Source organism: Paenibacillus nasutitermitis, assembly GCF_014641075.1.
GTDB lineage: Bacteria > Bacillota > Bacilli > Paenibacillales > Paenibacillaceae > Paenibacillus_Z > Paenibacillus_Z nasutitermitis.
Window position 1 is genome coordinate 337,199 of sequence record NZ_BMHP01000001.1, and the last position, 26,587, is coordinate 363,785.

Consider the following 26,587-nt stretch of genomic DNA (forward strand, 5'->3'; position numbering starts at 1 on the left):
ATTGCAGCCGGTCTGCGGCAGGAAAGCTGCAGCGCTTTACGCGCTGCAGCTTTCGCAATCCTCAACCTCAAGGCTTTTGTTGCGGCAATAGTAAACGGTTTTGAGGCCATTCTCCCAAGCTGCCATGTAAAGCTCCAGAAATTCCTTCGCCGTATATTCCGGCGTGATATACAAGTTAAAGGACTGTGCCTGGTCAATATGGCGCTGTCTGCGACCTGCGGCTTTGATGCTCCAGTGCTGATCGATATGATGCGCTTCCTTGTAGAACCAGAACGTTTCTTCATTGAGGTTGGGCGCCGTTTGCGGGATGACCGCATTTTTCTTTTCTTCGACGAAGAACTTGCTGAATATCGGATCGATACCTGCGGTCGAACCGGCAATCAACGAGGTCGATGCCGTAGGCGCGATTGCGAACATCCAGGCGTTGCGGACCCCATGCTCGGCTACTTCTGCTTTTAGTTTCTGCCACTCAGGGCTATTGTAACCGCGACGTTCGAAAAATTCGCCGGTCTGCCATTCGCTGCCTTCAAATACTTTATAGGTGCCTTTTTCCTTGGCGATTTCCATGGATGCCTTGACGGCGCAGAAGTTAATCCATTCGTACAGTTCATCGGCTTTATCCAGATGATCCTCCGATTCCCAGGCGATGCCATTGAGCGCCAGCCATTGATGATAGCCGCTTGTCCCAAGCCCGACAGCGCGGTATTTCTGGTTGGTGATTTCCGCCTGCGGGATTGGATAGTGGTTAATATCGATCACGTTGTCCATCATCCGCATCTGGCAGGTGACGACTTCTTCAATTTCTTCACGAGAACGGGTACGGCCCAAATTCAAAGAGGAGAGGTTGCATACGACATAATCGCCGCTTTTCACTCTTGTAGTGATCATACCGTCTTCATGTGTTGAGGATTCGTATTCCGTCGGACTCATGTTCTGGCAAATTTCCGTACACAGGTTGGAACAATAGATAACGCCTTTATGCTTGTTCGGATTGGCGCGGTTAACCGCGTCCCGGAAAAAGACAAACGGCGTGCCGGTCTCAAACGAACTGGTCAATATACGTTTCATGATATCAATCGCAGGCACTTCGTCACGGCTAAGGTTCGGGTTGCTGACGCATTCCTCGTACCGGCTTTCCCATTCCTCGCCCCATGAATCCTCAAGTGCCCAGCCCATCAGGGAACGGACCTCATGCGGATCGAACAGGCAGAAATTCTCGCGCTCTTTGACCTTGCGCATGAACAAGTCGGGAATGCAAACGCCAGGGAAGATGTCATGCGCCTTCATGCGATCGTCGCCATTGTTTGTTTTGAGATTGAGGAAATCGAGGATATCCTTGTGCCAAATATCCAGGTAAACCGCAACGGCTCCTGAACGGACACCCAACTGATCGACCGCGACGGCCGTGTTGTTGTAGTTCTTGATCCATGGCACAACTCCGCCGGCAACACCCTTGTATCCGCGGATGTTGGAGCCGCGGCTGCGTACCTTGCCGATGTAAATGCCCATGCCGCCGCCGAATTTGGATACCTGTGCGAAGCTGGAATCGACATTGTAAATGCCCCACAGATTATCCGGCACCGTATCGATGAAGCAGCTGGACAATTGGTGGAAAGGTTTGCGGGCATTGGCCAGCGTAGGCGTGGCTACCGTCATCTGAAGACGGCTGAGAACATCATAAAATTTGCGCGCCCAGGCCAGTTTGTCATCCTCTTTCATCGCCAAATGCATCGCCACGCCCATGAAAAGCTCCTGGGGCAGCTCCAGTACATCGCCACTGAAGCTCTTGATCAAGTAGCGGTCAGCGAGCGTTTTGAGGCCGATATAATTAAACAAATAATCACGCTCGGGAGCAATATAATTGCCCAGTTCGCGGATTTCTTCACGGGTATAATGCTCAAGTATGTACTTGCCGTATAATCCTTTATCCGTCAAATACGTAATCAGTGAATAGAAATCCCCATAACCGAAATAACCGTATTTACGGTTGATGGCGGACTCTTTATAAAGATCGTACACAAGCAGCTTGGCAGCAACATATTGCCAGTTCGGCTGTTCGATGCTTGTCTTCTCGACGGCGACCTGGGTCAGGGTACGTTGAATTTCCTTGGTGGTAATATTGTTGCGGAAATAGGGAAGCAGGGCGGTTTCGAGTTCGAGCGGATCGCAATCGTTGTAGCCCACGCACGAGAAATCAATCACTTTTTTGAGCTTGGAAAATATCAGTTCTTCTTTCTGGCCGTTTCGTTTAATAATATCCACGAGGGCAAGTCACTCCTTGTCGAAGGGTTATGGGAAAGAACCCCTATATACACAATATGTTGATGGCACTTAACAAAATTACACCAATATATAGTAGGTGTCAAGAAATATGATTCGACAAATCCACCCTCCAAGCAGCCCCGGAAAAGGCTTTGAAAAGAGATGAAAACGTATAGTTATGCGTATTTCAGCCTCTGATTCAAACGGTTTTAGTCCCTAACGGATTTTTAATAAATGGATACATTGGAATTAAATTAAGCTGACTATGCAATTATGAAATGGATTCATTTATCACGAAATGTTCGGATTTGTGGATTGGTGTTCATCGTGGGGGTTTAGTAAACTAGGGAGGAATGATTATTGCTGCCCAGCGAGAGGACGTGTGGTTACAGGCCATGACAGAAACAAGACGCTTGAATCCTATTTTTTTGAAATATTTCACTTTCCTTGCAGCCTTCTTCATGATGGTGACGGTCCTGATTGGTATACCGGGCACTGCCCAGGCCCATGCGGAGCTGGAACGCTCGATACCAGAGGCGAATACGAGGCTTGACGGGACGCCGGAAGCTGTTGAACTGTTCTTCAATGAACCGATCGAGCCCAAGGCGGGTACGGTGGAGGTGCTGGACGCCAAATCAAATTCCGTTACATCCAATGATCCGGTGGTAAGCCAGGACCGCAAATCGCTTAAGCTCCAGCTTCCAAAACTGGGAGAGGGCGTATATACCGTTTCTTATCAGGTGATTTCAGCGGATGGACATCCGGTGAGCGGCTCATATGTATTTGTTATCGGCAATCCTCCCGAAGGCATAGACGCATCGACCTTTGATCCGCATAAAGCTATGGGACATGAAGGACACAGCTCTACGACCCAGCTTTCAACGGAGCAATTTGTGCTCTATGCCGTCCGGATCGCCTATTATGCTTCCCTGCTGCTTGCTGCCGGCTTTATGCTATGGTCCGTTCTTACCCGCAGCCGCAGTACGCTGGCAGAGGATACCCTGAAAAAATGGGGGCAGTTGGGAATGCGCGCTTTGCTCGTTTCTTCCCTGCTCTATGTATTTATCCATTCCCGCGAAATTCTGAAGGATTATCCATCGAGCGAATACAGCCGGCTGTTTCTGTCCACTTCCATCGGTCAGATCTGGGTCGCGCTGATTCTTCTTGCAATAGCCGGGTTTGCCGCATTGCGGTTCAATCGTGCCGTGAAGCTTGTCTGGCTTGCTGCGATACTCGGAGTAGAAAGCTGGAGCGGCCATGCCGTGGTTTTCCGTCCGAAGCTGCTTTCTGTTCTCTTTGATTTCATTCATCTGGCAGCAGCGGCGGTGTGGGTAGGGGGATTGGTGCTCGTGCTTGCGCTTTGGTTCCGGGACAGGAAGGAAGCGGGGCGTTTCGCCCTTGGCTTCTCCAAGGCGGCGCTGCTTTCAATTGCTGTGCTTGCGCTGAGCGGTGTAGGCATGACGCTGCTTTTCCTGCCGTCCCTGAATTATCTGTTCTATACGTCCTGGGGCATTCTGCTGATGGTTAAGACCGGCTTTGTGCTTCTTGTTCTTGTGACTGGCGGTATTCTCCATATGCGGACACGGCGGGGGGATCTTCCTACGACTGCGCTGCTGCGGATTGATGCCGGATTAATGGCTGCAATCGTCGTGGCCGCCGCCCTCTTTACCTATATAAGCCCGGTTCCGGCCAACGAGCCGGTGTATTATCACAAGATGGGCGAGGATATGCATTTGACCCTGAAAATTACACCTAATAAGCCTGGTGTGAATGAGCTGTCCGTGAAGGTCTGGCTGCCGGAAAATGTAGGTGAGCCGAAGTCGGTTCTGCTCCGCTTGCACGCTCTCGACCGCAAGGAGCTTGGCCCGATTGATATTCCGATCCAGCCTTTTGAAGATAAGGAGCTGACCTCTTTTGACGGTTATATAAAAGCGGCGTACAGCGCCGAAGGGCCCTTTATCCCGTTTGCCGGCCGCTGGAATGCCGAGGTGAGAGTTATGGACAAGGAAGATAATGAGCTTGTCCGAACGTATGAGTTCCGCAATTATTAGATCGGATGAAAATACTCGAGGACAGGGAATAAACAGGAGGAGCGCTATCATGCCGGAAAAGCCCACCAGCGAAACGGAAATGAGCGGCCGCAGCGCCGTGACTGACGGCGGTACCACAAACGTAAGTACCCCGGCCGGTTCAGCTTCGCCCTATACAAGGATTAAATGGCTGATCCTGTGGATGCCGACTCTGACGATCGCTTTATGGGAATATGTCCGCCATACGTTCCTGCTTCCCTATATATCGATGGATCTGGGCAATTTGCTGGCACCGGTTATTGTTCTGACGGTTACCGCGACGCTTGGCCGGAAGCTGTTCCGGATGCTGGAGCAGACAAGCGAGTCCCTGCAGTTGGAGAAAATGACCAAGGCCGCCTTACTGGAGCGGGAGCAGCTGGCCCGGGAGCTGCATGACGGCATCTCCCAGTCGCTGTTCCTGCTGTCGGTTAAGCTCGACAAGCTTGAGCAAGTTCAGGATAACGAGAGTGGCCGTGAAACCAGAGAGCAAATCAGGCAGACGGTACGTTATGTCTATGAAGATGTGCGGCAATCGATAGCGGGTCTTCGCAGCGAGCCGTCCATGACGGAGGTGCAGTGGCTGGAATCCGTACGAAAAATGGCTGAGGATTTGCGGCTTGGCGGGCTTGAAGTAAAGATGGACTGGAGAATTGCCGAGCGCTCGCTCGCAACCAAGGAGAAGATCGAGCTGCTGGCGATCGTCCGGGAAGCGATGCTGAATGTGCAGAAGCATGCTTCTGCATCCAGCCTGATTGTAACGGCGGAATCCACCGGTGATTCTGCAGGAGAAGGAAGCGGATTTCGCTGCGTTGTGGAGGATGACGGCGCAGGCGCTTCCGAAAAACAGCTTTATGCCAAAGGAAGGTTCGGCATCCGGATGATGCAGGACCGCGCGAAGGCGATGGGCTGGACCTTCCAGATCGGCAGCAGGGCCGAATTAGCGGAAGGACCCCCATCTGGAACATTCATTCTCGTGGAGAAAGATCAGTTGTGAGTGAAGGGAGCGGGCTGGAGATGTCCGAGGCGAAAATAATAAGGGTGCTCCTGGCTGACGATCACCCGCATGGCCGGGAGGGAATCCGCGAGATTATCAGCGCCGATCCCGCGTTTGAAATTATCGGCGAAGCGGTGAATGGGGAACAGGCCGTGATGCTTGCGGCTGAGCATGGTCCCGATCTTGTGCTCATGGATATCAACATGCCGGTCATGAATGGCATGGAAGCGACCCAATCGATAAAAGCCATTGACCCGCGGATCAAAATTGTGATGGTCACCGTTTCGGACGATATTGCGGATTTATTCGAGGCTGTCAAACGTGGAGCACAGGGTTATTTGCTCAAAAACCTCTCTCCTTCCGCCTGGCTGGATTATCTGAGGGCTATCGCTATCGACGAGATTCCTCTCTCCAAAGAACTGGCATACCGATTGCTGCAGGAGTTCAGCGGTGCAGGCGGCCAGGAGCAGGCAAGAGCCTCACGGGCAGGAGACATGAACAGCGTCAGGGAAGTAGGCCGCGCTTTCTCCCGCCCTGAGGCGGCTCCGCCTGCCCAGCGGAGCGTCAGGGAGGAAGGCAAGACGCCGCTTACTGTCCGGGAGAGGGACGTTCTCGAACGGGTTGCATCGGGGAGCTCGAACCGGCAGATCGCGGAGGACTGCGGGATTTCGGAAAATACCGTCAAAAATCATCTGAAGAATATTCTGCAGAAGCTGCATCTCGATAACCGAGTGCAGCTGACTCGTTATGCCGTGGAAAAAGGGCTGCTAAGGCGCGGCGGCGAATTCACGGATTAATCACATTTTCATAGCCCTATCGAGTCATGCCTTCCCCCTTCTCTCCGGACTATAATGAAATTGCGGCATATATACGGCCAAATTGTTAATATACCGATCATGAAACAGGGGGATTTCAAGAAAATGAGTATGAGGAAAAAATGGTCCACAGCTTTTGCAGCCATGCTGTCGTTATTTTTATTTGCAGGTTTAGCCAGCGCGCATGTATCGGTACAGCCGCAGCAAACAACGCAGGGTTCTTATGAAGTGTTTACGGTCCGAGTGCCAAGCGAAGCGGAGAATGTAACAACCAAGAAGGTTCAGGTCAAGGTCCCGGACAGCGCGGCCGTAAGTCGTGTCCAGCCGAAGCCGGGCTGGAAGATCGAGCTGGAGAAAACCGCGGACAATGCGGTTACCTCCATTACCTGGACTGCTGAAGGTAACGGTCTTGCGCAGACAGAGTTTGATGAATTCCGTTTTCAGGGCAAGGTGGCGGACGACGCGAAGGAATTGCTCTGGAAAGCTTATCAGACCTACAGCGATAATTCTGTCGTGGAATGGGTCGGCGCAGCCGGTTCCGATTATCCGGCCTCAGTGACTACCGTTACGGCCGGAACCGGCGAAGGGGATGGCCATGGCGCGGCGGCGCCTGCGGCTGGTAACGATGCTGCCGATGAGGCAGGCACGCCGGATGCGGACAGCGGCGATAACACCGTGACATTATGGCTTGCCATTGCCGCGCTTGCCATTTCCATCATTACTTTGATTTCTGTTTTGTCCCGACGCAAAAAAGCATAGGTTTTATGAGCCAATGGGAAGCGCGGCCTTGCGTAGAGGCTGCGCTTTGCTTATAATTAATACATTCGATTATGAATAGTACGACATGCCTTGATGGAGAAAAGTAAGCCGCGATTCGCGCACAGGGAGAAGACGCCGTGATTGAGAGCGTCTTTGCAGATCAAACGCCGCCGAAGTTCACTCCGTAGCAGACTGCTTGAACCGCGCACCCAAAAGTGCCGCAGTAGGGAAGTCCGGCCCGGCCCGTTACAGCCGGTATGAGGGATTGCACATACGTTTTGGAGCAGATCAAGCTTATCCTGCCGTTTTCTTTGCGGTAGTCGATGGCGAAGGCTGAACACTACGAATGATACATGCGTTGCCGACGGTAGGAACCTGAAGGTTCTTATAATAAGCACAGGGCAGGGCAATCCGAATTAGGGTGGTAACACGGTTCTTTCGTCCCTTACGGGGAGAGAGGGCTTTTTTTTATGTTTGGAAATCGGCAGATTGAGCGTACATGACGTTAGCGCTGAATCAATAATGCAGGCTGAATAACCTCCTGAAGGGAATGAGAGCAATGAAGGAAAGATTGGAAGCCCTGCGCACAGAGGCGCTGAAAGAGCTGGAGGATGTACAGAATCCGCAGCAGCTGAATGATCTGCGTGTCAAATATCTCGGGAAGAAAGGCGCTTTAACCGAGATTTTGAGGGGAATGGGCGGTTTGAGCGCCGAAGAGCGTCCTGTTATTGGGCAGGTGGGCAACGAGGTCCGTGCAGCTATTGAAACGGTTATCGAGGAGAAGCAGGCCGTATTTCTTCAGGCAGAAACTGAAGGCCGCTTACGCGCTGAAACAATCGATGTTTCGCTTCCCGGCAAACAGCTTCCAGCCGGCGCAGTGCATCCATTGAACAAGGTTGCGCAGGAAATCGAAGATGTGTTTATCGGCATGGGCTATACGATTGCTGAAGGACCTGAGGTAGAAACGGACTTTTACAACTTCGAAGCCCTGAATCTGCCCAAGGATCATCCGGCGAGAGATATGCAGGACTCCTTCTACATCACGGATGAAATATTGATGCGCACGCATACGTCGCCCGTGCAGATCCGCACCATGAAAGCGATGAACGGCCAAACGCCCGTTAAAGTCATTTGTCCGGGCAAGGTGTACCGCCGGGATGACGATGATGCGACTCATTCGTTCCAGTTCAACCAGATCGAAGGCCTTGTAATCGGCCCCGATATCCGGATGAGCGACTTGAAGGGAACGCTGCTGCAGTTTGCGCAGGAAATGTTCGGCAAGCAGACCCAGATCCGCCTGCGTCCAAGCTTCTTTCCGTTCACGGAGCCAAGCGCAGAGGTGGATGTGACCTGTGCGCAATGCGGCGGTCACGGCTGCCGGATGTGCAAGCAGACAGGCTGGCTGGAAATACTCGGCTGTGGAATGGTCCATCCCCGCGTGCTGGAAATGGGCGGCTATGATCCCAATGAGGTCAGCGGGTTCGCCTTCGGGATGGGCGTGGAGCGAATCGCGCTGCTTAAATACGAAATCGATGATATTCGCCATTTCTACACGAACGATCTGCGCTTCTTAAGCCAGTTTGTACGAATGTAACGAGGAGGTTTGGACCAATGAATGTATCTTATAAGTGGCTAAGTGAATATATCGATCTGTCCGGTTTTGACGGAGATCAGCTGGCCGAGCTGATGACGCGCGGCGGTATTGAAATCGATGTGGTCGAAAAACGCAACAAAGGAATCAGCGGTGTGGTCGTAGGCCATGTGTTGACCAAGGAGAAACACCCCGATGCGGATAAGCTGAATGTTTGTACCGTGGATGTCGGGCAAGGCGAGCCCTTACAGATCGTATGCGGAGCCAAAAACGTCGCTGCCGGTCAACATGTGCCGGTTGCAGTAGTAGGAGCTAAGCTGCCAGGCGATTTCGCAATTAAGCGGGCCAAGCTGCGGGGCGTTGAATCCCAGGGGATGATCTGCTCGGCGAAGGAGCTGGGTCTGAACGAGAAGCTGCTGCCCAAGGACCAGCAGGAAGGCATTCTCGTGCTGCCGGAAGGTACGGAAATAGGCAAATCCATCCTGGATGTGCTTGCGATTGAGGATGAAGTGCTGGAGCTGGATTTGACGCCTAACCGCTCGGATTGTCTGAGCATGCTTGGGGTAGCCTATGAGGTCGGCGCGCTGACAGGCCGTCCGGTCAAGCTGCCGGAAACGCAGGTGAGCGATGCAGCGGAGGGAGCCGCTGATCATATCACCGTAACGATCGAAGGAGAAGAGCAGTGTACCCATTACGCCGCCCGCTATATCAAAGGCGTGAAGATTGGCCCTTCGCCGCAATGGATGCAGAACCGTCTGATGGCGGCAGGCATCAGACCAATCAGCAACATTGTGGATATCACCAACTTTGTCATGCTGGAGTACGGACAGCCGCTGCATGCGTTCGATGCCGACAAAGTGGAAGGCGGCCGGATTGTCGTACGGCTCGCGCGGGAAGGCGAAACGATCGTAACGCTCGACGGGCAGCAGCGCAGCCTCGAGCCGCATATGCTGGTAATCACGGACGGGGAACGGCCTATTGCGCTAGCCGGCGTTATGGGCGGAGCTTCTTCGGAAGTGACTGACGGCACGGTCAATATCCTGCTGGAATCGGCCCGCTTCAACGGCGCGACGGTCCGCAAGACCTCAAGACAGGTAGGGCTGCGCTCGGAATCCAGTATCCGGTTCGAGAAGGGCGTTGATCCGGCCCGCGTGATTCCGGCTCTAGACCGTGCCGCTACCCTGATGGCGCAATACGCTCAGGGGCTCGTGCTCGATGGGATCGTCGAAGAGCTTGGCTCCAGTCAGGATGAAACGGTATTGACCATGACGCTGGACAAAATAAACCGCTACCTCGGTACGGAGTTGTCCAAGCTGGAAACGGAAATTATTTTCGGACGCCTGCAGTTCCCGTATGAATTTGGGGCAAACGGGGAATTTACGGTGAAGGTGCCTACACGCCGGGGAGATATTTCCCGGGATGTGGATATCATTGAAGAGGTCGCGCGTCTTCACGGCTATGACAACATCCCGACAACGCCGATCGAAGGACCGTCCACCCCCGGCTCCCTGACCAAGCCGCAGGCAATCCGCCGCGAGCTGCGCAAGCGCCTGACCGATGCGGGACTGCATGAGGTGATGACTTATTCCTTCACGCATCCGGACCGTACCCTGCTGTTCCCTGCGCTGTCGGAAAAGGATGCACAGCCGGTAAAATTGTCTTTGCCCATGAGCGAAGACCGGAGCGTGCTGCGAACCGCCCTGCTTCCGCAAATGCTGGAAGTCGCGGCCTACAACCGCAACCGCAAAAACGACAATCTGGCGATATTTGAAATCGGCAGTGTCTTCCACTCGGATGAGGCGCTTCTGACACGCCTTCCGCAGGAGAAACACCGTTTGGCTGTGCTGCTGACCGGCAGCCGGAATGAGGCGGCCTGGAATCAGAAGCCTGCAGCGGTGGATTTCTTTGATGCAAAGGGAATTATCGAAACGGTCGCCCAGGTGCTCGGCATCAGCGGGATGGTCCAATATGAGGCTGCACAGCCTGAGCATATGCACCCTGGCCGCACGGCGGCGATCGTCTTGACGACGGAAAGGGGACCGGAGACGATCGGTTATGTCGGCCAGCTTCACCCGTCGGTCCAGCATGATCATGATTTGGCGGATGTTTATGTGCTTGAGGTTGAGCTTGGGCCGTTGTATGATGCGGCTGCTTTCAAGATCGCCTACAGCGTGCTGCCGCGTTATCCGTCTATTGACCGCGATATCGCCGTTGTCATCGACCGCGCGCTGCCCGCAGGCAAGCTGCTTGATGCTGTGCGTGAAACCGCAGGCGAGCTGCTGGAATCGGTGAAGGTCTTCGATGTCTACACGGGCGAGAAGCTTGGAGCCGACAAAAAGAGCGTCGCCATCTCGCTTGTCTACCGGCATGCCGAGCGTACGTTGACGGATGAGGAAGTTACCGATCTGCATAACCAGGTCGTGACAAGATTAGAAGATTCTTTTACTGCAGAATTGCGTAAATAGGCAGGAGATAAGCGAAGCCGTATCGAATTAGTTCATTGCGAACCGATATCGATGCGGCTTCGTCTATTATTTGTTTGAAAAGCTTGAGGGTGAACGGTTGCTCGATGGATCGTAACCGGGTGGACGGCAAATAGGGATGAATGGCATCTGGTGCTAGTAAGGCAATAGATCGATTGGTTTAGCTTATGCTTTCGAAGATATGGTGCTTCGAAAACTTTTTAGGAGGATATGCCCTCATGGACGCTGCCGAACGCGCACGTGTAACAGTTGACATATATGGAAACCAGTTTAAATTTACAGGTCATACCAACCCGGATTATATTAAGCGGATTGCCGCTTTGGTCGATGATAACATGAACAAATTAGCCAAGGGCTATCCTAGGCTGGATTTGCCCAAGCTCTCCCTTCTTGTCGCCGTGCATATGGCGGAAGATGTATTTCGGCTAAGCCGTGAGAACGAGCGCATGCAGGAGATGGAGGAGCGGCGGGATGCGGCAGTAGCCGAGATGGAAGAAAACAAGCTTCTGCTTGACTCTATTCGCGAGAAAGCGGCGGCTGACAAGGCTGATGCCGAAGCGGAGCTGGCAATGGCCCAGGAGATTGCGCATGAAGAATTGGAGAAAATCAGCTCCGTTTTGCAGGGGCGCCTGGAAGAGACGAAGCAGCTGGCGCAGCAGGAGCTTGCGGCTCAGCGCGAGAGACATCTGGAAGAGGTCAGGAAAGAACGCGAAGCAGCCAGCCTTGAGCTGGAGCAGCTGCTGGCTGCACATGACAGCGAGCTGACGAATATGCGAGAGACCGCAGACGCGGAACTGGCAGGCATCCAGGAGAAACACGTCTTGGAAACGGATCGGGAACGCGAAGGGGCCCAACTGGAACTGGACCATGTGAGGGAAAAGCTCAATGCGGAGCTTGCTCTGGAGCAGGAGGCTCACGCGAAGATGGTCGCGGCAGGGGCAGCCGAGCTGGAGCGGACACGCACGGAGCTGCAGAATCGGCTCGATAAGGCCATAGCCGATGCGCGCGATGAGCTGGAGCTTGCACAGAGCATCCATCAGGATGAGCAGGCAGCGGCAAGGGCGTCAGCGCAAGAAGAGCTGGAACGCGAGCGTGAATCTGCCCGCCAGGAGCTGGAGAGCGAAGCTGCGGCCTGGAACAGCAAGCTCAAGCAGCTGCAGGATGAGCAGACAGCTGCAAGGGCGTCAGCGCAGGAGGAACTGGAGCGCGAGCGTGAATCTGCCCGCCAGGAGCTGGAGCGCGAAGTCGCCGCCTGGAACAGCAAGCTCAAGCAGCTGCAGGATGAGCAGGCAGCGGCAAAGGCATCTGCGCAAGAGGAGCTGGAGCAGGCTCGGGCCTCTTACGACGAAAAGCTGGAACAGTTGCTGGAGGAACAGCTTAAAGCCGAGGATGCAGCCCAGAAGGAGCTGCAAGAGGTGCGTTCCGGACTACATGCGGAGCTGGAGCATACCCGGGCAATGGCCATGGCCGAGCAGGAAAGGGTCAGGCAGGCATCGCGCGAGCGGATTGAACGCCTTCGAGTGGATGCCGAGCGAGCAGCCGCTGCGGCCGCTCTGGCTGCGGAGGAGCAGCTGGCGAAGGTTCGCGAAAGGGCCTCAGCCGAGCTTGAGCAGGTGCGTGCCGCTTCCGCCGCGGCTTTAAGCGAAGAACGTGAAACGGCCCATGCCATGCTGGAGGAATCCGAGCGCACCGCTGCCGCTGCCGCGGCTGCTGCTGAAGAACGGCTGGAAGCTGCGCGAGAAGCCGCCAGGAAGAGGTCTTCGGAGCTTGAGCAGGAGCTGGCGGCTGCCAAGTCCGCATGGCTAGAAGAGCGCAAGGCCGCAGAGTCGAAGCTGGCTGAAGTTGAACAGACGGCGCAGGAAATGCTTGCCGAAGCGATAGAAGCAGCCGCTGCAGCGAAGAAGGAGCTGGAGCAGCGGCTGGAAGAGTCGCAGGAAGCGGCCCGGTCCGCGCTCGCGCAGCAGCGGGCTGAAGCCGAGGCGGCTCTACGTAAGGAACGCGAGGCTGCAGAGACTAGGCAGTCAGAAGTCGAGCAGACCACACAGGAAATGCTTGCCGAAGCGGAAGAAGCAGCCTCCGCAGCGAAGAAGGAGCTGGAGCAGCGGCTGGAAGAGTCGCAGGAAGCGGCCCGGTCCGCGCTTGCGCAGCAGCGGGCTGAAGCCGAGGCGGCTCTACGCAAGGAACGCGAGGCTGCAGAGACTAGGCAGTCAGAAGTCGAGCAGACCGCACAGGAAATGCTTGCCGAAGCGGAGGAAGCAGCCGCCGCAGAGAAGGCGGAGCTTGCGCAGCGGCTGGAAGCGACCCGGACAGAACTTGCGCAGCAGCGGAAGTCCCAGGAGGAGCAGTTGTCCCAAGCCCGCAAGTCAGCTTCGGAGCTGGAACGGGGGAAAGCCGCCGCAGAGGCAGCGCTGCAAGAGGAACGAGAAGCGTTGCAAGCCATGTTGGAGCAGGCGCTGCGCGAGGGCGAGGAACAGGCCGGGATCATCCGCGTGGAAATGGAGTCGGAGCGTGATGGGCTGGAGCAGAGGCTGCGTGAGGAAATGGACCGAAGGGCTCTGGAATGGCAGCAGGAGCGTGAGCAGCTCAGCGGGAAACTGACTCAGGTCAGGCATGAATATAATGCAGCCCAAACGACATTATCCGAACAGCAGCGACTTGCGCTGGAAGCGGCCGAAAGGGAAGAGTCGCAGCGCACGACAATTGACACTCTTGAACAGGACCTTCTGGAAAGCGAGATCGGCCTGGAAGAGCTGCAGCGTCAATTCACCGAGCTTCAGCAGGAGGATAGCCGCAGGGCCAGGGCATTGGAACAGCAGGAGCAGCAGCTGAAGGAGCTGAGCGACAGGCTGTCGGATGCGCGGCACGCAGCCGGTGAAGCCGATGAGCGTCTTGCCTTGCTGACGGAGAACCAGGCCCGGCTGAAAGCAGAGCTTGAGGAGCAAAGCGTTCAAGAGCAGGAGCTTCGCGAGAAGCTTCAAGCGGCTGAGGACCGTGCCGCTGACATGATGACGGAGGCCCGGATGCAGATGGCCGAAGCCGAGCGTCTGGCCGAGGAGACTGCGGCGGAAGCGGAGAAGCGGGAACGAATGGCCATGTCCGAGCTGGAGCGGGCCAAGCAGGAGGCAGCGGCACATGCCGAGGCGGAAGCGGGTCTTTACGAGCAGCTGCTTCAAAGCGAAGAGGAGACAAGCAAGGCCAGAAGCCGGATTCAACAGCTTATCGACCGGATCGAGGAGCTGGAAGCATTGGCATCGGAAGCCAGTTCGTTCGAGGACAATTTACAGTCCGAGCATGAAAGGCTGCAAATTGAACACGGCAAGCTCAAGACAGAATACTTCAAGCTGCAAACCGAATATAATGAGTGGATTGAGCTGATTGAGAAGAGCTGACACCCCATAAAATGAACAAGAAGTGCCGCAGGGACCCCTGGATCCCCGGCACTTTTTTATACTTCCCTGCTAATAGAAGTTTTCTTCGTTTGCTTGCAAAAATTCCGCTGCCCGTGCTGGTGCCCTGATTTCTCGCAAGAAGAGCATCATCCTGCCATCGGCGCAATGTGCACAAAAAAAAGCTCCTGCCTCTTGTGAGCGAGGAAGGAGCCGTAAGCCATACTAAACTGTTGCATATGCCGCAGCCGCTAATGAACTATTCGACTTTGATTTTGGCGATCATCTTGCTGTGGCCAGTGCCGCAAGGGATGTCGCAGTGAAGTTCATATTCGCCAGCATCGTTAACCGTTACATCTTTTGATTTGCCATCTGTCAGCTTAACTTGAAGATCGGGAATTTCAACGCCGTGAACGCCGTCGGATTTGAAGGAAATGGTCGTTGCTTCACCTTTTTTAATCGTATATACTTCTTGATCGAACTTCCAGTTGCTTGCTTTAATGACGATCTCATTGGCTGCGGCAGTACCTGTATTTTCTGCGGGCGTGTTGTTTGCGTTCCCTGACTTGTCATTGTTGGATCCGCATGCGGCCATAATCATTACCAGAGCTGCCACTACGGAAACCAATAGGATTTTTCTCATGTAATCATTTCCCTCCATACTGAATAATTAACTATCTTTTACCAGTATAACGGGATTAGCCAAAAATTGCAGTGTCAAACTGATGAATGAAAGATGAACAAATGATGAACATTTCAATAATTATCCATAATATCATCATTCAAAAGGCCGGGCATAACGGATGTACCGCCATGCCCGGCCCTTTGGGACGTAACTTCTGACTCATCTAGCTGTTCTTGGCCCGGCCCGCCTCATACGGTGTGGCAACCGGGATGAACAAGTCGATAATACCGATGACTAATGCGGCCAGAATCGCACCCAGCCATGTGACGCTCACTCCACCGACGATAAACTGGGCAATCCAGATCACAATGGCGCTGGCGATAAAACCGACAATGCCGCGGCCGAAAGGGGTGACCTTTTTACCGAAAATACCTTCGATAATCCAGCCGAGAGCGGCGATCACAAGCGCGAGGAATAATGCGCTCCAAAATCCGCCGACGCTAAACTGGGGAACGATGAAGCCCACAATCATCAGCACGATGGCTGAAATGACGAACCGAACGACATGACCCAGAAAATTCATGCGGGAACCTCCTAAAAAGTTTTTGGGAACTTTCGCGTTCCGGTTTTTTGCATCATTCTTCCTTACTGTCAGTCTCCATGCATACAGCTGACATTACAGGATGCTTCATTATTGTTACCTTCTTTGCTCCAGTCATGCATGCTGTCTTCAGTCATGGCATACGTTGTACGCTTCGGCTATAATAAGAATCGAGGGGAGTTGTGCTCGTTGTGGACAAAAAAATCTTACAGACATTAGAATTTTCAAAAATTGTAAATAAATTATCGCAGCATGCGGCTACTTCGCTTGGCAAAGCAGTGGCGGAAGCCGTTCATCCAAGCTCTGATCTGGAAACGGTCAAACTGACGCTGCAGGCGACAGACGAGGCATATAAAGCGGACCGCCTCAAAGGCAATGCGCCTTTCGGAGGAATTGTGAACATTCGTCCTGCACTGCTGCGTTCGATTATAGGTGGAACGCTCAATCCGGCAGAGCTGTTGGAAATTGCCGAGACCATTCGCGGCTCGCGGCGTGTGAAGCGCCACGTGCTGCAGCTTCATGACGATGATCCGGTTCCGATGCTGGCCGATATGGCACAGCAGCTGACCGAACATAAGGTGTTGGAGGACGCGATTCTCGCCTGTATCGACGAGCAGGCTGAGGTCATGGACAGCGCAAGCGCACAGCTTGCCAGTATCAGACGGGAGTTGCGAGGCGGGGAGTCGCGTGTTCGCGAAAAGCTGGAGCAAATGGTGCGTTCTTCCTCAGTGCAGAAGATGCTGCAGGATGCGATAGTAACTATTCGAAACGATCGGTACGTGATTCCCGTAAAACAAGAGTACCGATCCCATTTCGGCGGCATTGTACACGATCAGTCCGGCTCCGGAGCTACCCTGTTTATTGAACCGGAAGCCATTGTGGCGATGAATAACAAGCTCCGCGAGCTGCGCCTGGCGGAAACCCGCGAGATCGAGAAGATCCTGCAGATGCTGACTGCTCAGACATCAGAATACGCAGATGACTTGCAGCTGGATCTGGAAGTGCTCGGGGTGCTTGACTTTGCTTTTGCCAAAGGTCGGCTTGCTCATCAGATGGGGGCGACGCAGCCGCGTATGAACGACCGCGGTTATCTGAAGCTTCGCCGGGGAAGGCACCCTCTGATTGCCAGGGAGAAGGTTGTTCCGACCGATGTGGAGCTCGGCAACTCCTATTCGACGATCATCGTGACAGGACCCAATACAGGGGGGAAAACGGTCTCGCTCAAAACCGTAGGCCTGCTAAGCCTGATGGCGATGTCGGGAATGTTCATTCCGGCGGAAGACGACAGCCAGATGTGTGTATTCGATGCTATATATGCCGATATCGGCGATGAACAAAGCATCGAACAGAATTTAAGTACATTTTCCAGCCACCTTACGAACATTATCCGCATTTTGGGCAATATGACACCGAAGAGCCTGGTGCTGCTCGATGAGCTCGGGGCGGGAACCGATCCCGCGGAAGGTTCGGCTCTGGCTATTGCCATCCTGGAGCATATGCATAAACTGGGCTGCCGGATCATTGCCACGACCCATTACAGCGAGCTCAAAGCTTATGCTTACAACCGCAAAGGAATCATTAACGCCAGCATGGAGTTTGATGTGCAAACGCTCAGCCCCACGTATCGGCTTCTTATTGGCGTCCCGGGACGAAGCAACGCTTTTGCCATCGCCGAAAGACTCGGCTTGCAGCGCTCAATTATCGATGTGGCGCGGGGAGAAGTCAGCGAAGAGGATATGCGGGTGGAGAACATGATTGCTTCCCTGGAGGAGAACCGTCTCACGGCCGAAGCGGAGCGGAAAACCGCTGAAACGCTGCGCAGAGAGGTGGAAGAACTGCGGGCGCATCATGAGGCCGAGCGCGACAAATTTGATCAGCAGCGCGATAAGCTGATGATCAAAGCCCAGGAGGAAGCACGCGATACGATTGCAAAAGCAAGGAAAGATGCGGAGCAAATCATCACGGACCTGCGCAGGCTTGCCATGGAGGAAGGCGCCTCCGTCAAGGAGCATAAGCTGATAGAGGCGCGCCGAAAGCTGGATGAAGCAACACCGGAAGTGAAGAAGTCGAAAACCGGCAAACCGAAGAATGCTACTAAGCCGCAGCGGATCGAGCCGGGCGACGAGGTGATGGTATATAGCCTGGGGCAGCGCGGCCATGTTATTGAAATTAGCGGGAACGATGCTCAGGTTCAGCTTGGCATTCTGAAGATGAAAGTTTCGGTGGGCGACCTGGAACTGGTCAAACGGGCCGAAACGGCCAAAACCCAGCAGCCGAAGCTCGCGGCGAGTTTGAAGAGGACCCGGGATGAAAATGTGCGCATGGAGCTGGATTTGCGGGGAGCGAATCTGGAGGAAGCAATTGTTGAAGTGGACCGTTTCCTGGATGAATCCTTCCTGGCCGGCCTCGGCCAGGTCTATATTATCCATGGCAAAGGTACCGGTGTGCTGCGGACGGGAATCAGCGAATTTCTGCGCCGCCACAAGCATGTGAAAACATATCGGCTCGGCAATTACGGAGAAGGCGGTGCTGGCGTTACTGTTGCAGAAATGCATTGATGAAAGCAAACGCCATACACCTGCATGCCCGTCAGAATAAGGGAGGCTCTCAATGGAAAACGAAATCGATACGCTGCTCGGCAATCCGTATGCGGCGTCGCTTGCTTACGTTTCAGTGGCCATTTTGGCTCTGGTCGTTTTCCTTTATTTCTTTGAATATGTCACCCGTTATCAATGCTGGCAGGAAATTAAAGAAGGAAATATTTCCGTCGCCATGGCCACAGGAGGGAAAATATTCGGTATCTGCAATATTTTCCGCTTCTCTCTGCAATCCAATGAAACCGTATATCAGAGCCTGTTATGGGCAACGTTCGGTTTCCTGCTATTGATCGTCGCTTATTTTTTGTTTGAATTTTTGACTCCCGTTTTTCGGATTGACGATGAAATCAAGCGGGATAACCGGGCTGTCGGTTTTATAGCCATGATTATATCGGTTTCCATCTCTTACATTATAGGAGCTACGATTGCTTAAGTCTCATGGCTCGTTAGGATCCACCAACAACATTTCGGAGAGGGCTTTTACACGTATGAAATATTTATGGGGAACTTTGTTTGCGCTGGCTGTGCTTTTTGTTGTACTTGGTGTGATCTATCTTACGAAATAAACACTCAATCCATTGAAAAAGGAGATCAAAAAATGGCAGAAGTTGAAAATCCGATATGCCCGTGGTGTCAAACGGAAATTGTTTGGGATGAGGAAATCGGGCCGGAACGCCATTGTCCTCACTGTGAGAATGAACTGACCGGTTACCGGACCGTTCAGGTTGGACTTGACGGCCTTGACGAAGAAGTGGAAGATTCGGAAGAAATAGGGGAGAATTGGGACGAGGAGGAGGATGAGGCAGCGAGCGGCAATAACCAGCCGGATCTGACTGGGCTCAGCCATTACAGCAGAGACCGTCTGGCATTGGATGAGACGATGGATCGTCTGCTGGATGACCAGCTCGAGGCGCCGGAATGTCCGTCCTGCCGCGAGTTTATGCTGGAGGCGGGCACGCAGACGATTACGGAAACCCAATTCCAGCCGCGCACACCTGAAGCTCTGACTGAGCCACTTCTGACGACGCCGTTCCGGATTGTGCTCTATTTCTGTCCTTCATGTTTCCACACCGAGCAGCGGCTTGGCGTACAGGAACAGGAGCGATTGGTGAAGCTTTTGACTAAGGCAGTAGCTGACGGGAATTAAGAGCTGCCGCATGCCTGGCAGGTTCAAGAGGCACAGCATGAAGAAAGAAATGGGAAAGGGTTCGATCCCGGCATGCATTGGGTTCTTTGAGGGAATCTTACGTCAAGTAGAGCGCTCAAAGCAAACATGCGGGAGGGATTGGCTTGGATCATAGCAAACATGCCGTTCATTCACGGGGGTTCGCTTCTTCCAAACCCGGCAAATTGCGGACTGAAACCTTTGAAGACAAACGGGGCGGCCGTCAAGCCCTGGACAGGCAGGCCATGCTTCTGCTTGCGGTTCAGGGTCTGATAGCCGTGGCAACCGCGCTTTCCGGAACGTTTTTACCGATATATTTATGGAAGGTCAGTAAGTCGTTTGCATTGATCGGCTGGTTTAATTTCACGTTGTATACGGTGAGCGGACTCACCTTCTGGATTGCAGGCAAATGGGTGAAGGAACATAATAAGATGAACAGCCTCCGTCTGGGCATTATGATGTCGGGGGTATTTTATTTTATCATCCTGCTCTTGGGGTCAAAGGCGGTAACGTATGCTATTCCGCTGGGCATACTCGGTGGACTGGGCCAAGGTTTTTTTTGGCTGGCTTATAATGTCGTTTATTTTGAAATCACGGAACCGGGCAACCGCGACCGTTTCAACGGGTGGACAGGACTGATCGGATCCGGCACAGGCATTGCGGTCCCCTGGATATCAGGATTTATCATAACAGCTTTTCATGGCGAGCGCGGCTACAGCATCATTTATACAGCATCGGCCATTATATTCGGGATTGCCATGGTTCTCAGCTTCTGGCTCAAAAAAAGAGAAGCTACGGGGCGATATGACTGGTTCTATGGCTTCAGGCAGCTCCGAAATTCAAAGGATCCGTGGCGCCGTATTGCCTTGGCAACTGCAGCGCAAGGCATACGGGACGGTGTATTTATGTTTTTGATCGGACTGTTGATCTATATGGCGACGAACAATGAGCAGAAGCTGGGCAGCTTCTCGCTCGTAACCTCGGTTTTGGCTTTAATCAGCTTCTGGGCAATCGGGAAGTTCCTCCGGCCAAACCTCAGAAGCCGGGCCATGTTGATTGGCGCGGTTGCTGTAACTATTGCCATTTTTCCGTTGTTTTGGTCGTTGACGTATAGAACCATGCTGACTTTTGGAATCGGGACAGCGATATTTATGCCGCTGTTCATCATTCCGATGACATCGATCGTCTTTGACCTGATTGGGCGAAATGAGGAAAGTGCTAAGCGTAGAGAAGAGCTTGTCGTGCTGCGGGAGGCTTCGTTGACCGTCGGCCGTATTATCGGCATTACGGCTTATCTGCTTGTTCTTCCGCAGGCTTATTCCATGTCCCGGGCTATTCCCTGGCTGATGCTGGTCATTGGTGCTTGCCCGCTGATTTGCTGGTTCCTTGTGCGGCGTTTTTTAGGCGGCTTGCCCGCCGGCAGCTCCGGGAAGGACCCGGTCTGAATCCAGGGGAACGAGCCTGCCTGGTGACAGGTCCGACCAGATGATTGGGTCACGAGGCAGAGCATTTTAATTAGATGAAGACACTGTTGTTCGCAGAACCCTTATATTAGCCGCGTCTTTTAAGAAGGGCGGAAGGGCCGCCTTTCTGACCTTCATAATATTTACCGGAAGGAATCCAGCGCCCAGTGCAGAATTGTCGAAGACAGAGGCACAGGGCTTCTTTCCATTCATGGCGAGCATGAAATTCTATATTTCGGATACGGCATTATAAATTGAAAGGCGGGTATGCCCGATGATGAAGACACAAAAGTATAAAAACCCTGCCCTTCCTGTAGAAGAACGGGTAGCGGATCTCCTGGCCGTAATGACTCTGAAGGAAAAGGTCGGCCAGCTCAACCAGCATATGTACGGCTGGGATGCGTACCGCCGCAATGAAACAGGAGGCGTGGAGCTGACGGAAGCCTTCAAGCAGCATGTTGCGGAATATGAAGGAATGGGAGCCCTCTATGGACTGTTTCGGGCGGATCCCTGGTCTGCCGTCACCTTTGACAATGGTATCCCCACTGCCGATAACGCTAAAATCGCCAATGATGTGCAGCGCTACATACAGGAAAATACCCGGCTTGGAATCCCTGCCTTGTTGACGGAGGAGTGCCCGCATGGACACCAGGCCCTGGACGGCACTCTGCTTCCTATAAATCTTGCAGCGGGTTCGACATGGAATCCCGCTCTATTGGAAACAGCTTATGCCCATGTTGCTGCCGAAATCAGAGCCCGTGGAGCTCATATCGGTCTGGTATCGGCGCTTGATATCCTGCATGATCCGCGTTGGGGACGCTCGGAGGAATGTTATGGAGAGGATCCTTATCTTGCCGCCCGGATGACAGCTGCGGTCGTTAAAGGCATGCAGGGGGACGACGAGAGTCAGCTGCGTTCTTCCCGCAAGGTTGCAGCCGTAATCAAGCATTTATGCGCGCAAGGGGCGCCTCTGGGTGGACTGAACGCCGCACCGGTTCCCATTGGGGAACGGGAGCTTCGTGAAATTCATCTGCCCGGAGCAAAGGCGGGCATTGAAGCAGGGGCCATGGGCTGCATGGCGGCTTATAATGAGATTGATGGGATTCCCTGCCATTCCAATGAGCAGCTGCTTACGGGCATCCTTCGCGGGGAATGGGGATTTAACGGGATTGTTATGGCAGACGGCTGTGCAGTTGACCGGCTGATCTCGCTGACAGGCGGTTATGAAGAAGCGGCTGCGCTGGCGCTTGCCTCCGGGGTTGACCTCAGTCTGTGGGACACTGCTTTCACAACGCTTGAGCAAGCTGTCCGGCAGGGAAAAGTGGACGAGCGTTACATTGACCGGGCGGTCGTCCGCGTGCTGGAATTGAAATTCAGGCTGGGCTTGTTCGATCATCCCTATACGGATGAGTCGCTGGCGGCATCGGCAGTGAACAGCCCGGCTATCCGCGAAACAAATTTGCAGGTAGCACGGGAATCCGTGATCCTGCTCCGCAATGAAGGAAATCTGCTGCCTATCCGTAGAAATGTAAAGCGGATTGCCGTCATCGGACCGAACGCGGACCGGCTGTATAATCAGTTAGGCGATTACACCAGCATCCAGCGGGAAGGAAGCGGGACAACCGTACTTCAGGGAATCGCCATGACTGCACCTGAGGGCGTTGAAATTGTGCATGCCCAGGGATGCGGCATACGCGATCAGTCCACAGCTGGTTTGCAGGAAGCGGTTGAAGCCGCCAGGGCGGCGGATATTGCAGTGCTAGTGTTGGGTGGAAGCAGTGCCCGCCGTTTCGGCGGAAACTTTGATCTTAACGGCGCCGCTATCGTGTCGGAAGGCGATCCTTCGGAAATGGACTGCGGGGAAGGCGTGGATTTGGCCGATCTGCGGCTTGGAGGCGTACAGGAGCGGCTGGTGCGGGAGGTCGAAGCGACCGGGACACCAGTCGTGATTATTGTTATTCAAGGAAGGCCGCATGCGTTATCCGCGATTGCGGAGCGCTGCTCCGCCCTGTTGTGTGCCTGGTACCCTGGAACCGAAGGCGGCAGGGCGATAGGAGAAATATTATTTGGGGCTGTTAACCCCAGCGGAAAATTGACGGTTTCGCTGCCGCGTTCCTCGGCGCAAATTCCGGTTTATTACAACCGGAAAGATCAGGGGCAGCCAAGCCCTTATGCTGATATGCCGTCTACGCCGCTGTATCCCTTTGGTTTCGGGCTAAGCTATACCCGGTTCGCATACAGCCCAGTCCGGTTGTCCAGATCAGCAATCTCTGCTTCGGAGCTGCAGAACGGATGTACAATTGATGCGGAGCTTGAAATTGAGAATGAGGGAGACAAAGCAGGAGATGAAGTCGTTCAGCTGTATATTCAAGCCAGCCAGTCCGGTATTACAAGGCGATTGCTGGAGTTGAAGGGTTTCCGTAAATTAAGGCTGGAGCCTGGACAGCGTCAAACAGTTTCCTTCCAGTTGGGCCGGGAGGAGCTGGCGATTTGGAATCGCGATATGAACTTCACCGTCGAACCGTGCAAGGTATCCGTGAGAGTCGGACCCCATAGTGCCGATACCGCCGGAGAGGAATTTACGGTGACCGTGTGACCAATAAACAAGGATGATCTGGTCTGAGCGGGAGAAGGGGAGAGTGGGAGAGTGGACATGGGCAAAGTAATAGATGGCATCATTGGGTTGTGCGTGGGGGACGCCCTGGGTGTTCCCGTTGAATTTCAATCCAGAGCCGTGCTGGAGCAAAAACCCCTCACGGATATGATCGGGTATGGCTCGCACCGACAGCCGGCAGGCACATGGTCGGATGATACTTCCCTTACCTTATGTTTAATGGACAGCATCGCGGATTGCGGCGGTCTTGACTTGCGTGACCTGGCGGACAAGTTCCGGAAGTGGTGCTGGAATGCAGATTGGACCCCTCACGGGGATGTATTTGATATCGGGATCGCTACGCGTGAGGCGATTATGCGGCTCGATGACCGATCACTGCCGCCGGAGCAGGCAGGAGGAGCAGGCGAATTCAGCAATGGCAATGGCTCGTTGATGAGAATTCTTCCACTTGCTTTCTATTTGAAGGGCCGCTCCTTTGAAGACCGTGTGCTGGCCGTCACCCAGGTATCTTCGCTGACACACAGGCATCTGATATCCGTCATTGCCTGTGTGATTTATGTGGAAACCGCCATTTCTCTATTGAATGGGAATGTAATGGAAGACAGCTTGAATAGCGCGAAGCAATCAGTGGTCCGGCACTTTTCCGGGAGCCCGCAACTTGCGGCCTTTGACCGCATTTTGAAGGAGGATTTGAAACAGCTGGAACGCGCGGAAATTCAATCCACTGGTTATGTGGTCCATACGCTGGAGGCCAGTCTATGGTGTCTGCTGCATGCCGGAAGCTATGAGGAAGCGGTATTACAGTCCATCAATCTGGGTGAAGATACAGATACTACCGGAGCGGTAACTGGCGGATTGGCGGGACTGATTTATGGCTTATCCGGCATCCGCAGCAACTGGACCGGCCAGTTGGCCAGATACGATGAGATTGTTGGTTTATGTCATCGGTTCGAAGAGACGATCGGCAAAATAACGGATAAATAAAACGAGGAGGCTATCATGGCGAGAATTGTAAACAGTATTACCGAGCTTATTGGAGATACACCCGCAGTCTGCTTGCAGCGCTTGATCAAGCCGGGTGATGCTGAGGTAATTGTCAAGCTGGAGCGTTTCAACCCCAGCGGCAGCGTGAAAGACCGGGCAGCGTTTTCATTGATTCAGGATGCCGAGCAAAGAGGCAAGATCAAGCCTGGAGACACCTTAATCGAACCAACCAGCGGGAATACCGGTATTGGGCTGGCAATGAATGCCGCAGCAAAGGGATATAACCTGATTCTCGTAATGCCTGACAATATGTCCATTGAGAGAATCGCGCTTCTCCGGGCGTATGGAGCGGAGGTGGTTTTGACTCCTGCAGCGGAAAGGATGCCAGGAGCGATACGTAAAGCAATGGAGCTGCAGACCGGAATACCGGGCAGCTATATTCCCAACCAGTTTGAGAATCCCGCGAACCCCGATATCCACCGGGTCACCACGGCACCTGAGATTATCGCCCAGACAGAGGGCCGTCTCGACGCATTTGTTGCCACTTCGGGTACAGGCGGAACGATAACGGGCACAGGGGAGACGCTTAAAGCGGCCATTCCCGGAATTCATATTGCGGTCGTGGAGCCGCTTGGCTCGCCGGTACTCTCCGGAGGCGAGCCAGGTCCGCATAAGCTGGTCGGGACAAGCCCGGGATTCGTTCCGGCTATACTCAACACAGCGGTATACGATGAAATTATTCGCGTAGCCGATGACGACGCAATAGCTACTATGCGTGATCTTGCGAGGCTGGAGGGTCTGCTTCTGGGACCTTCTTCTGCTGCGGCTGTCTGGGCAGCCATGCAAATTGCATCGCGGATTGGAACGGGCGGCCGTGTTCTGTGTATGGCGCCGGATAGCGGTGAGCGATATTTAAGTATGGAGCTCTATTGACGCAGTAAGCACGAGGTCTATCTGAAGGACTCTAGGCTTTCCAGGACCGCAATACATCCTTGACAATAAGCCGTCGTTCTTTAATATACGTTCGGAATACCTCCGGCTCCTCCAGAAAGGTGGCAAAGGGTGATTTTCTCGTAAAATCATCCCTGATGGCCGGCAGCAGCCGCTCATGCATTTGGATCAGGATGGGATCAAGCCGCTTCATTGTAAATTGATCAGCCAGCAGCCGGGTTAGAATACGGCGGTAGTCTTCCCGGCAAGAGCGGTATGACAATACTTTGCGCGTCAAGACATTATATCCTTTAACACTGACAAGATCACTGCCGCATAGTTTGCCGTAGCAATTTCTTCCCCAGGTGCCTTCATAGTCCCAGGGGATTATCCGGTATTTGCCGCTTGGCACATGTTCATAGAGGGCATAATTCTGGTCGAAGCCATCATAATTTCCGGTTAACACGGCACCGGCAAGCCACTTCAAATAATTTCTGATATCCAGACGCTTCCCAATAAAGGTTCGCAGCTTGTTGTCCGCCGGCCGGTTGATGCCCTTGAGGAACCGCTTCAGCCTGACCGGTGTCATTTTGTTCCCCTTCATCACATGGTATCCGGACAGCAGCCATAGTTTCTTCATTTTCGTATCCGGATCAAGCTCACTGAAATTAGCGTGGTCATTCACCGCATAAATAAGCGCGCGGGAGCGGATGCCCCGCGTCTGAAAGAAGGTCTGGTTAACGGCTTCAAGCTCCAGATAAACCCCATGCGGCTGGCCGTTCCATTCCAACAGGAAATGACGGGTGTGCGGCGAAGGAACGCCGATCATATTGAAGAAATGGAAGGAAAACATATTGCGCAGCATAGAGGGATCATCGAATTCGGCATTCCAGTGCAGTGTCTGATTATTGCCATAGACGACTTCATAGGATTTTTTTGGATAATTTCGTGTATGGCCTCCGCGGTAACCAAGCCGGGCATCATATATTTGGCCTTCCATCTCCAGCTTGACCGGTACAAATCCCATGCTCCAGACATCGGACCGGAGAATAGCCAAATCGGCTTCTTCAATCGTAATTTTTCGGGTCGGCAGCTCTCCTGGTGACATTGGACCATCCCCTTAAACGAAGATAAAAGCCCATCGCAAAGCGGTAGGCTTCTTATGCTTCTTTACATTATGCGGGCGGCTGCCTAAAGGTCACAGCCGTGCTTCTGCATTGGATAAGGGTAAAGGGACCACCGTAGGGGC

General features: G+C 53.6%; 18 protein-coding genes. 14 read left to right on the forward strand and 4 right to left on the reverse strand.

Annotation, left to right across the window (positions count from 1 at the left end; genetic code table 11):
• Positions 1-36 precede the first annotated feature (36 nt).
• Entirely contained in the window at positions 37-2,262 is a 2,226-nt protein-coding gene (locus IEY46_RS01465; protein WP_188988445.1) for a ribonucleoside-diphosphate reductase subunit alpha, read from the reverse strand.
• A gap of 395 nt (positions 2,263-2,657) precedes the next feature.
• On the opposite strand from IEY46_RS01465, the gene IEY46_RS01470 reads away from it, so the two are divergent.
• From IEY46_RS01470 to zapA, 7 genes are all read left to right on the forward strand, one after another.
• Positions 2,658-4,313: a copper resistance CopC/CopD family protein gene (locus IEY46_RS01470; protein WP_188988447.1), complete on the forward strand. Its 1,656-nt coding sequence runs from the start codon at positions 2,658-2,660 to the stop codon at positions 4,311-4,313.
• A gap of 49 nt (positions 4,314-4,362) precedes the next feature.
• Positions 4,363-5,325, forward strand: a complete 963-nt coding sequence (locus tag IEY46_RS01475; RefSeq protein ID WP_229749988.1) for a sensor histidine kinase — start codon at positions 4,363-4,365, stop codon at positions 5,323-5,325.
• A 20-nt stretch (positions 5,326-5,345) separates the two neighbouring features.
• Positions 5,346-6,122 (forward strand): response regulator, encoded by a 777-nt coding sequence (locus IEY46_RS01480; protein WP_188991577.1) that lies wholly within the window; start codon positions 5,346-5,348, stop codon positions 6,120-6,122.
• A 123-nt stretch (positions 6,123-6,245) separates the two neighbouring features.
• A complete protein-coding gene (locus tag IEY46_RS01485; RefSeq protein ID WP_229749989.1) occupies positions 6,246-6,899 on the forward strand; it encodes a YcnI family copper-binding membrane protein in 654 nt (217 codons plus the stop codon).
• A 559-nt stretch (positions 6,900-7,458) separates the two neighbouring features.
• On the forward strand, positions 7,459-8,493 hold the full coding sequence (pheS, locus tag IEY46_RS01490; protein WP_188988450.1) for a phenylalanine--tRNA ligase subunit alpha: 1,035 nt from the start codon (positions 7,459-7,461) through the stop codon (positions 8,491-8,493).
• Between the two features lie 17 nt (positions 8,494-8,510).
• Positions 8,511-10,955: a phenylalanine--tRNA ligase subunit beta gene (pheT, locus tag IEY46_RS01495; RefSeq protein ID WP_188988452.1), complete on the forward strand. Its 2,445-nt coding sequence runs from the start codon at positions 8,511-8,513 to the stop codon at positions 10,953-10,955.
• A 236-nt stretch (positions 10,956-11,191) separates the two neighbouring features.
• Positions 11,192-14,362: a cell division protein ZapA gene (gene zapA, locus IEY46_RS01500; RefSeq protein ID WP_188988454.1), complete on the forward strand. Its 3,171-nt coding sequence runs from the start codon at positions 11,192-11,194 to the stop codon at positions 14,360-14,362.
• Positions 14,363-14,618: 256 nt separating this feature from the next.
• Here the strand turns inward: zapA and IEY46_RS01505 are convergent, their stop codons facing one another.
• Positions 14,619-15,002, reverse strand: a complete 384-nt coding sequence (locus IEY46_RS01505; protein WP_188988456.1) for a cupredoxin domain-containing protein — start codon at positions 15,000-15,002, stop codon at positions 14,619-14,621.
• Positions 15,003-15,207: 205 nt separating this feature from the next.
• On the reverse strand, positions 15,208-15,567 hold the full coding sequence (locus tag IEY46_RS01510; protein WP_188988457.1) for a phage holin family protein: 360 nt from the start codon (positions 15,565-15,567) through the stop codon (positions 15,208-15,210).
• 209 nt (positions 15,568-15,776) lie between these two features.
• Between IEY46_RS01510 and IEY46_RS01515 the strand changes: the two genes are divergently transcribed.
• The 7 genes from IEY46_RS01515 (at position 15,777) to cysK (ending at position 25,341) form a co-directional block, all read left to right on the forward strand.
• The gene (locus IEY46_RS01515; protein WP_188988459.1) at positions 15,777-18,143 is read left to right on the forward strand and encodes an endonuclease MutS2; all 2,367 of its coding nucleotides are present in this window, start codon (positions 15,777-15,779) and stop codon (positions 18,141-18,143) included.
• A 52-nt stretch (positions 18,144-18,195) separates the two neighbouring features.
• Complete coding sequence (locus IEY46_RS01520; protein ID WP_188988461.1) at positions 18,196-18,615, forward strand: DUF350 domain-containing protein; 420 nt, start codon at positions 18,196-18,198, stop codon at positions 18,613-18,615.
• 165 nt (positions 18,616-18,780) lie between these two features.
• Positions 18,781-19,329 carry a hypothetical protein gene (locus IEY46_RS01525; protein ID WP_188988463.1) on the forward strand — a complete coding sequence of 183 codons (549 nt, stop codon included), beginning with the start codon at positions 18,781-18,783 and terminating at the stop codon, positions 19,327-19,329.
• A 143-nt stretch (positions 19,330-19,472) separates the two neighbouring features.
• Positions 19,473-20,792: an MFS transporter gene (locus tag IEY46_RS01530; protein WP_229749990.1), complete on the forward strand. Its 1,320-nt coding sequence runs from the start codon at positions 19,473-19,475 to the stop codon at positions 20,790-20,792.
• A 292-nt stretch (positions 20,793-21,084) separates the two neighbouring features.
• Entirely contained in the window at positions 21,085-23,406 is a 2,322-nt protein-coding gene (locus IEY46_RS01535; RefSeq protein WP_229749991.1) for a glycoside hydrolase family 3 N-terminal domain-containing protein, read from the forward strand.
• A gap of 57 nt (positions 23,407-23,463) precedes the next feature.
• Positions 23,464-24,408 (forward strand): ADP-ribosylglycohydrolase family protein, encoded by a 945-nt coding sequence (locus tag IEY46_RS01540; protein WP_188988465.1) that lies wholly within the window; start codon positions 23,464-23,466, stop codon positions 24,406-24,408.
• A 15-nt stretch (positions 24,409-24,423) separates the two neighbouring features.
• Positions 24,424-25,341 carry a cysteine synthase A gene (cysK, locus tag IEY46_RS01545; RefSeq protein WP_188988467.1) on the forward strand — a complete coding sequence of 306 codons (918 nt, stop codon included), beginning with the start codon at positions 24,424-24,426 and terminating at the stop codon, positions 25,339-25,341.
• A gap of 31 nt (positions 25,342-25,372) precedes the next feature.
• On the opposite strand, the gene IEY46_RS01550 is transcribed toward cysK, so the two are convergent.
• Positions 25,373-26,446: a CotH kinase family protein gene (locus IEY46_RS01550; protein WP_188988469.1), complete on the reverse strand. Its 1,074-nt coding sequence runs from the start codon at positions 26,444-26,446 to the stop codon at positions 25,373-25,375.
• Between the last annotated feature and the right edge of the window lie 141 nt (positions 26,447-26,587).

Excerpts from the sequence above, each read along its gene's own strand:
- IEY46_RS01470 (WP_188988447.1), top strand. The coding sequence starts at position 2,658 with ATGACAGAAACAAGACGCTTGAATCCTATTTTTTTGAAATATTTCACT.
- IEY46_RS01475 (WP_229749988.1), top strand. The coding sequence starts at position 4,363 with ATGCCGGAAAAGCCCACCAGCGAAACGGAAATGAGCGGCCGCAGCGCC.
- IEY46_RS01480 (WP_188991577.1), top strand. The coding sequence starts at position 5,346 with ATGTCCGAGGCGAAAATAATAAGGGTGCTCCTGGCTGACGATCACCCG.
- IEY46_RS01485 (WP_229749989.1), top strand. The coding sequence starts at position 6,246 with ATGAGTATGAGGAAAAAATGGTCCACAGCTTTTGCAGCCATGCTGTCG.
- pheS (WP_188988450.1), top strand. The coding sequence starts at position 7,459 with ATGAAGGAAAGATTGGAAGCCCTGCGCACAGAGGCGCTGAAAGAGCTG.
- pheT (WP_188988452.1), top strand. The coding sequence starts at position 8,511 with ATGAATGTATCTTATAAGTGGCTAAGTGAATATATCGATCTGTCCGGT.
- zapA (WP_188988454.1), top strand. The coding sequence starts at position 11,192 with ATGGACGCTGCCGAACGCGCACGTGTAACAGTTGACATATATGGAAAC.
- IEY46_RS01505 (WP_188988456.1), bottom strand. The coding sequence starts at position 15,002 with ATGAGAAAAATCCTATTGGTTTCCGTAGTGGCAGCTCTGGTAATGATT.
- IEY46_RS01510 (WP_188988457.1), bottom strand. The coding sequence starts at position 15,567 with ATGAATTTTCTGGGTCATGTCGTTCGGTTCGTCATTTCAGCCATCGTG.
- IEY46_RS01520 (WP_188988461.1), top strand. The coding sequence starts at position 18,196 with ATGGAAAACGAAATCGATACGCTGCTCGGCAATCCGTATGCGGCGTCG.
- IEY46_RS01525 (WP_188988463.1), top strand. The coding sequence starts at position 18,781 with ATGGCAGAAGTTGAAAATCCGATATGCCCGTGGTGTCAAACGGAAATT.
- IEY46_RS01535 (WP_229749991.1), top strand. The coding sequence starts at position 21,085 with ATGATGAAGACACAAAAGTATAAAAACCCTGCCCTTCCTGTAGAAGAA.
- IEY46_RS01540 (WP_188988465.1), top strand. The coding sequence starts at position 23,464 with ATGGGCAAAGTAATAGATGGCATCATTGGGTTGTGCGTGGGGGACGCC.
- cysK (WP_188988467.1), top strand. The coding sequence starts at position 24,424 with ATGGCGAGAATTGTAAACAGTATTACCGAGCTTATTGGAGATACACCC.
- IEY46_RS01550 (WP_188988469.1), bottom strand. The coding sequence starts at position 26,446 with ATGTCACCAGGAGAGCTGCCGACCCGAAAAATTACGATTGAAGAAGCC.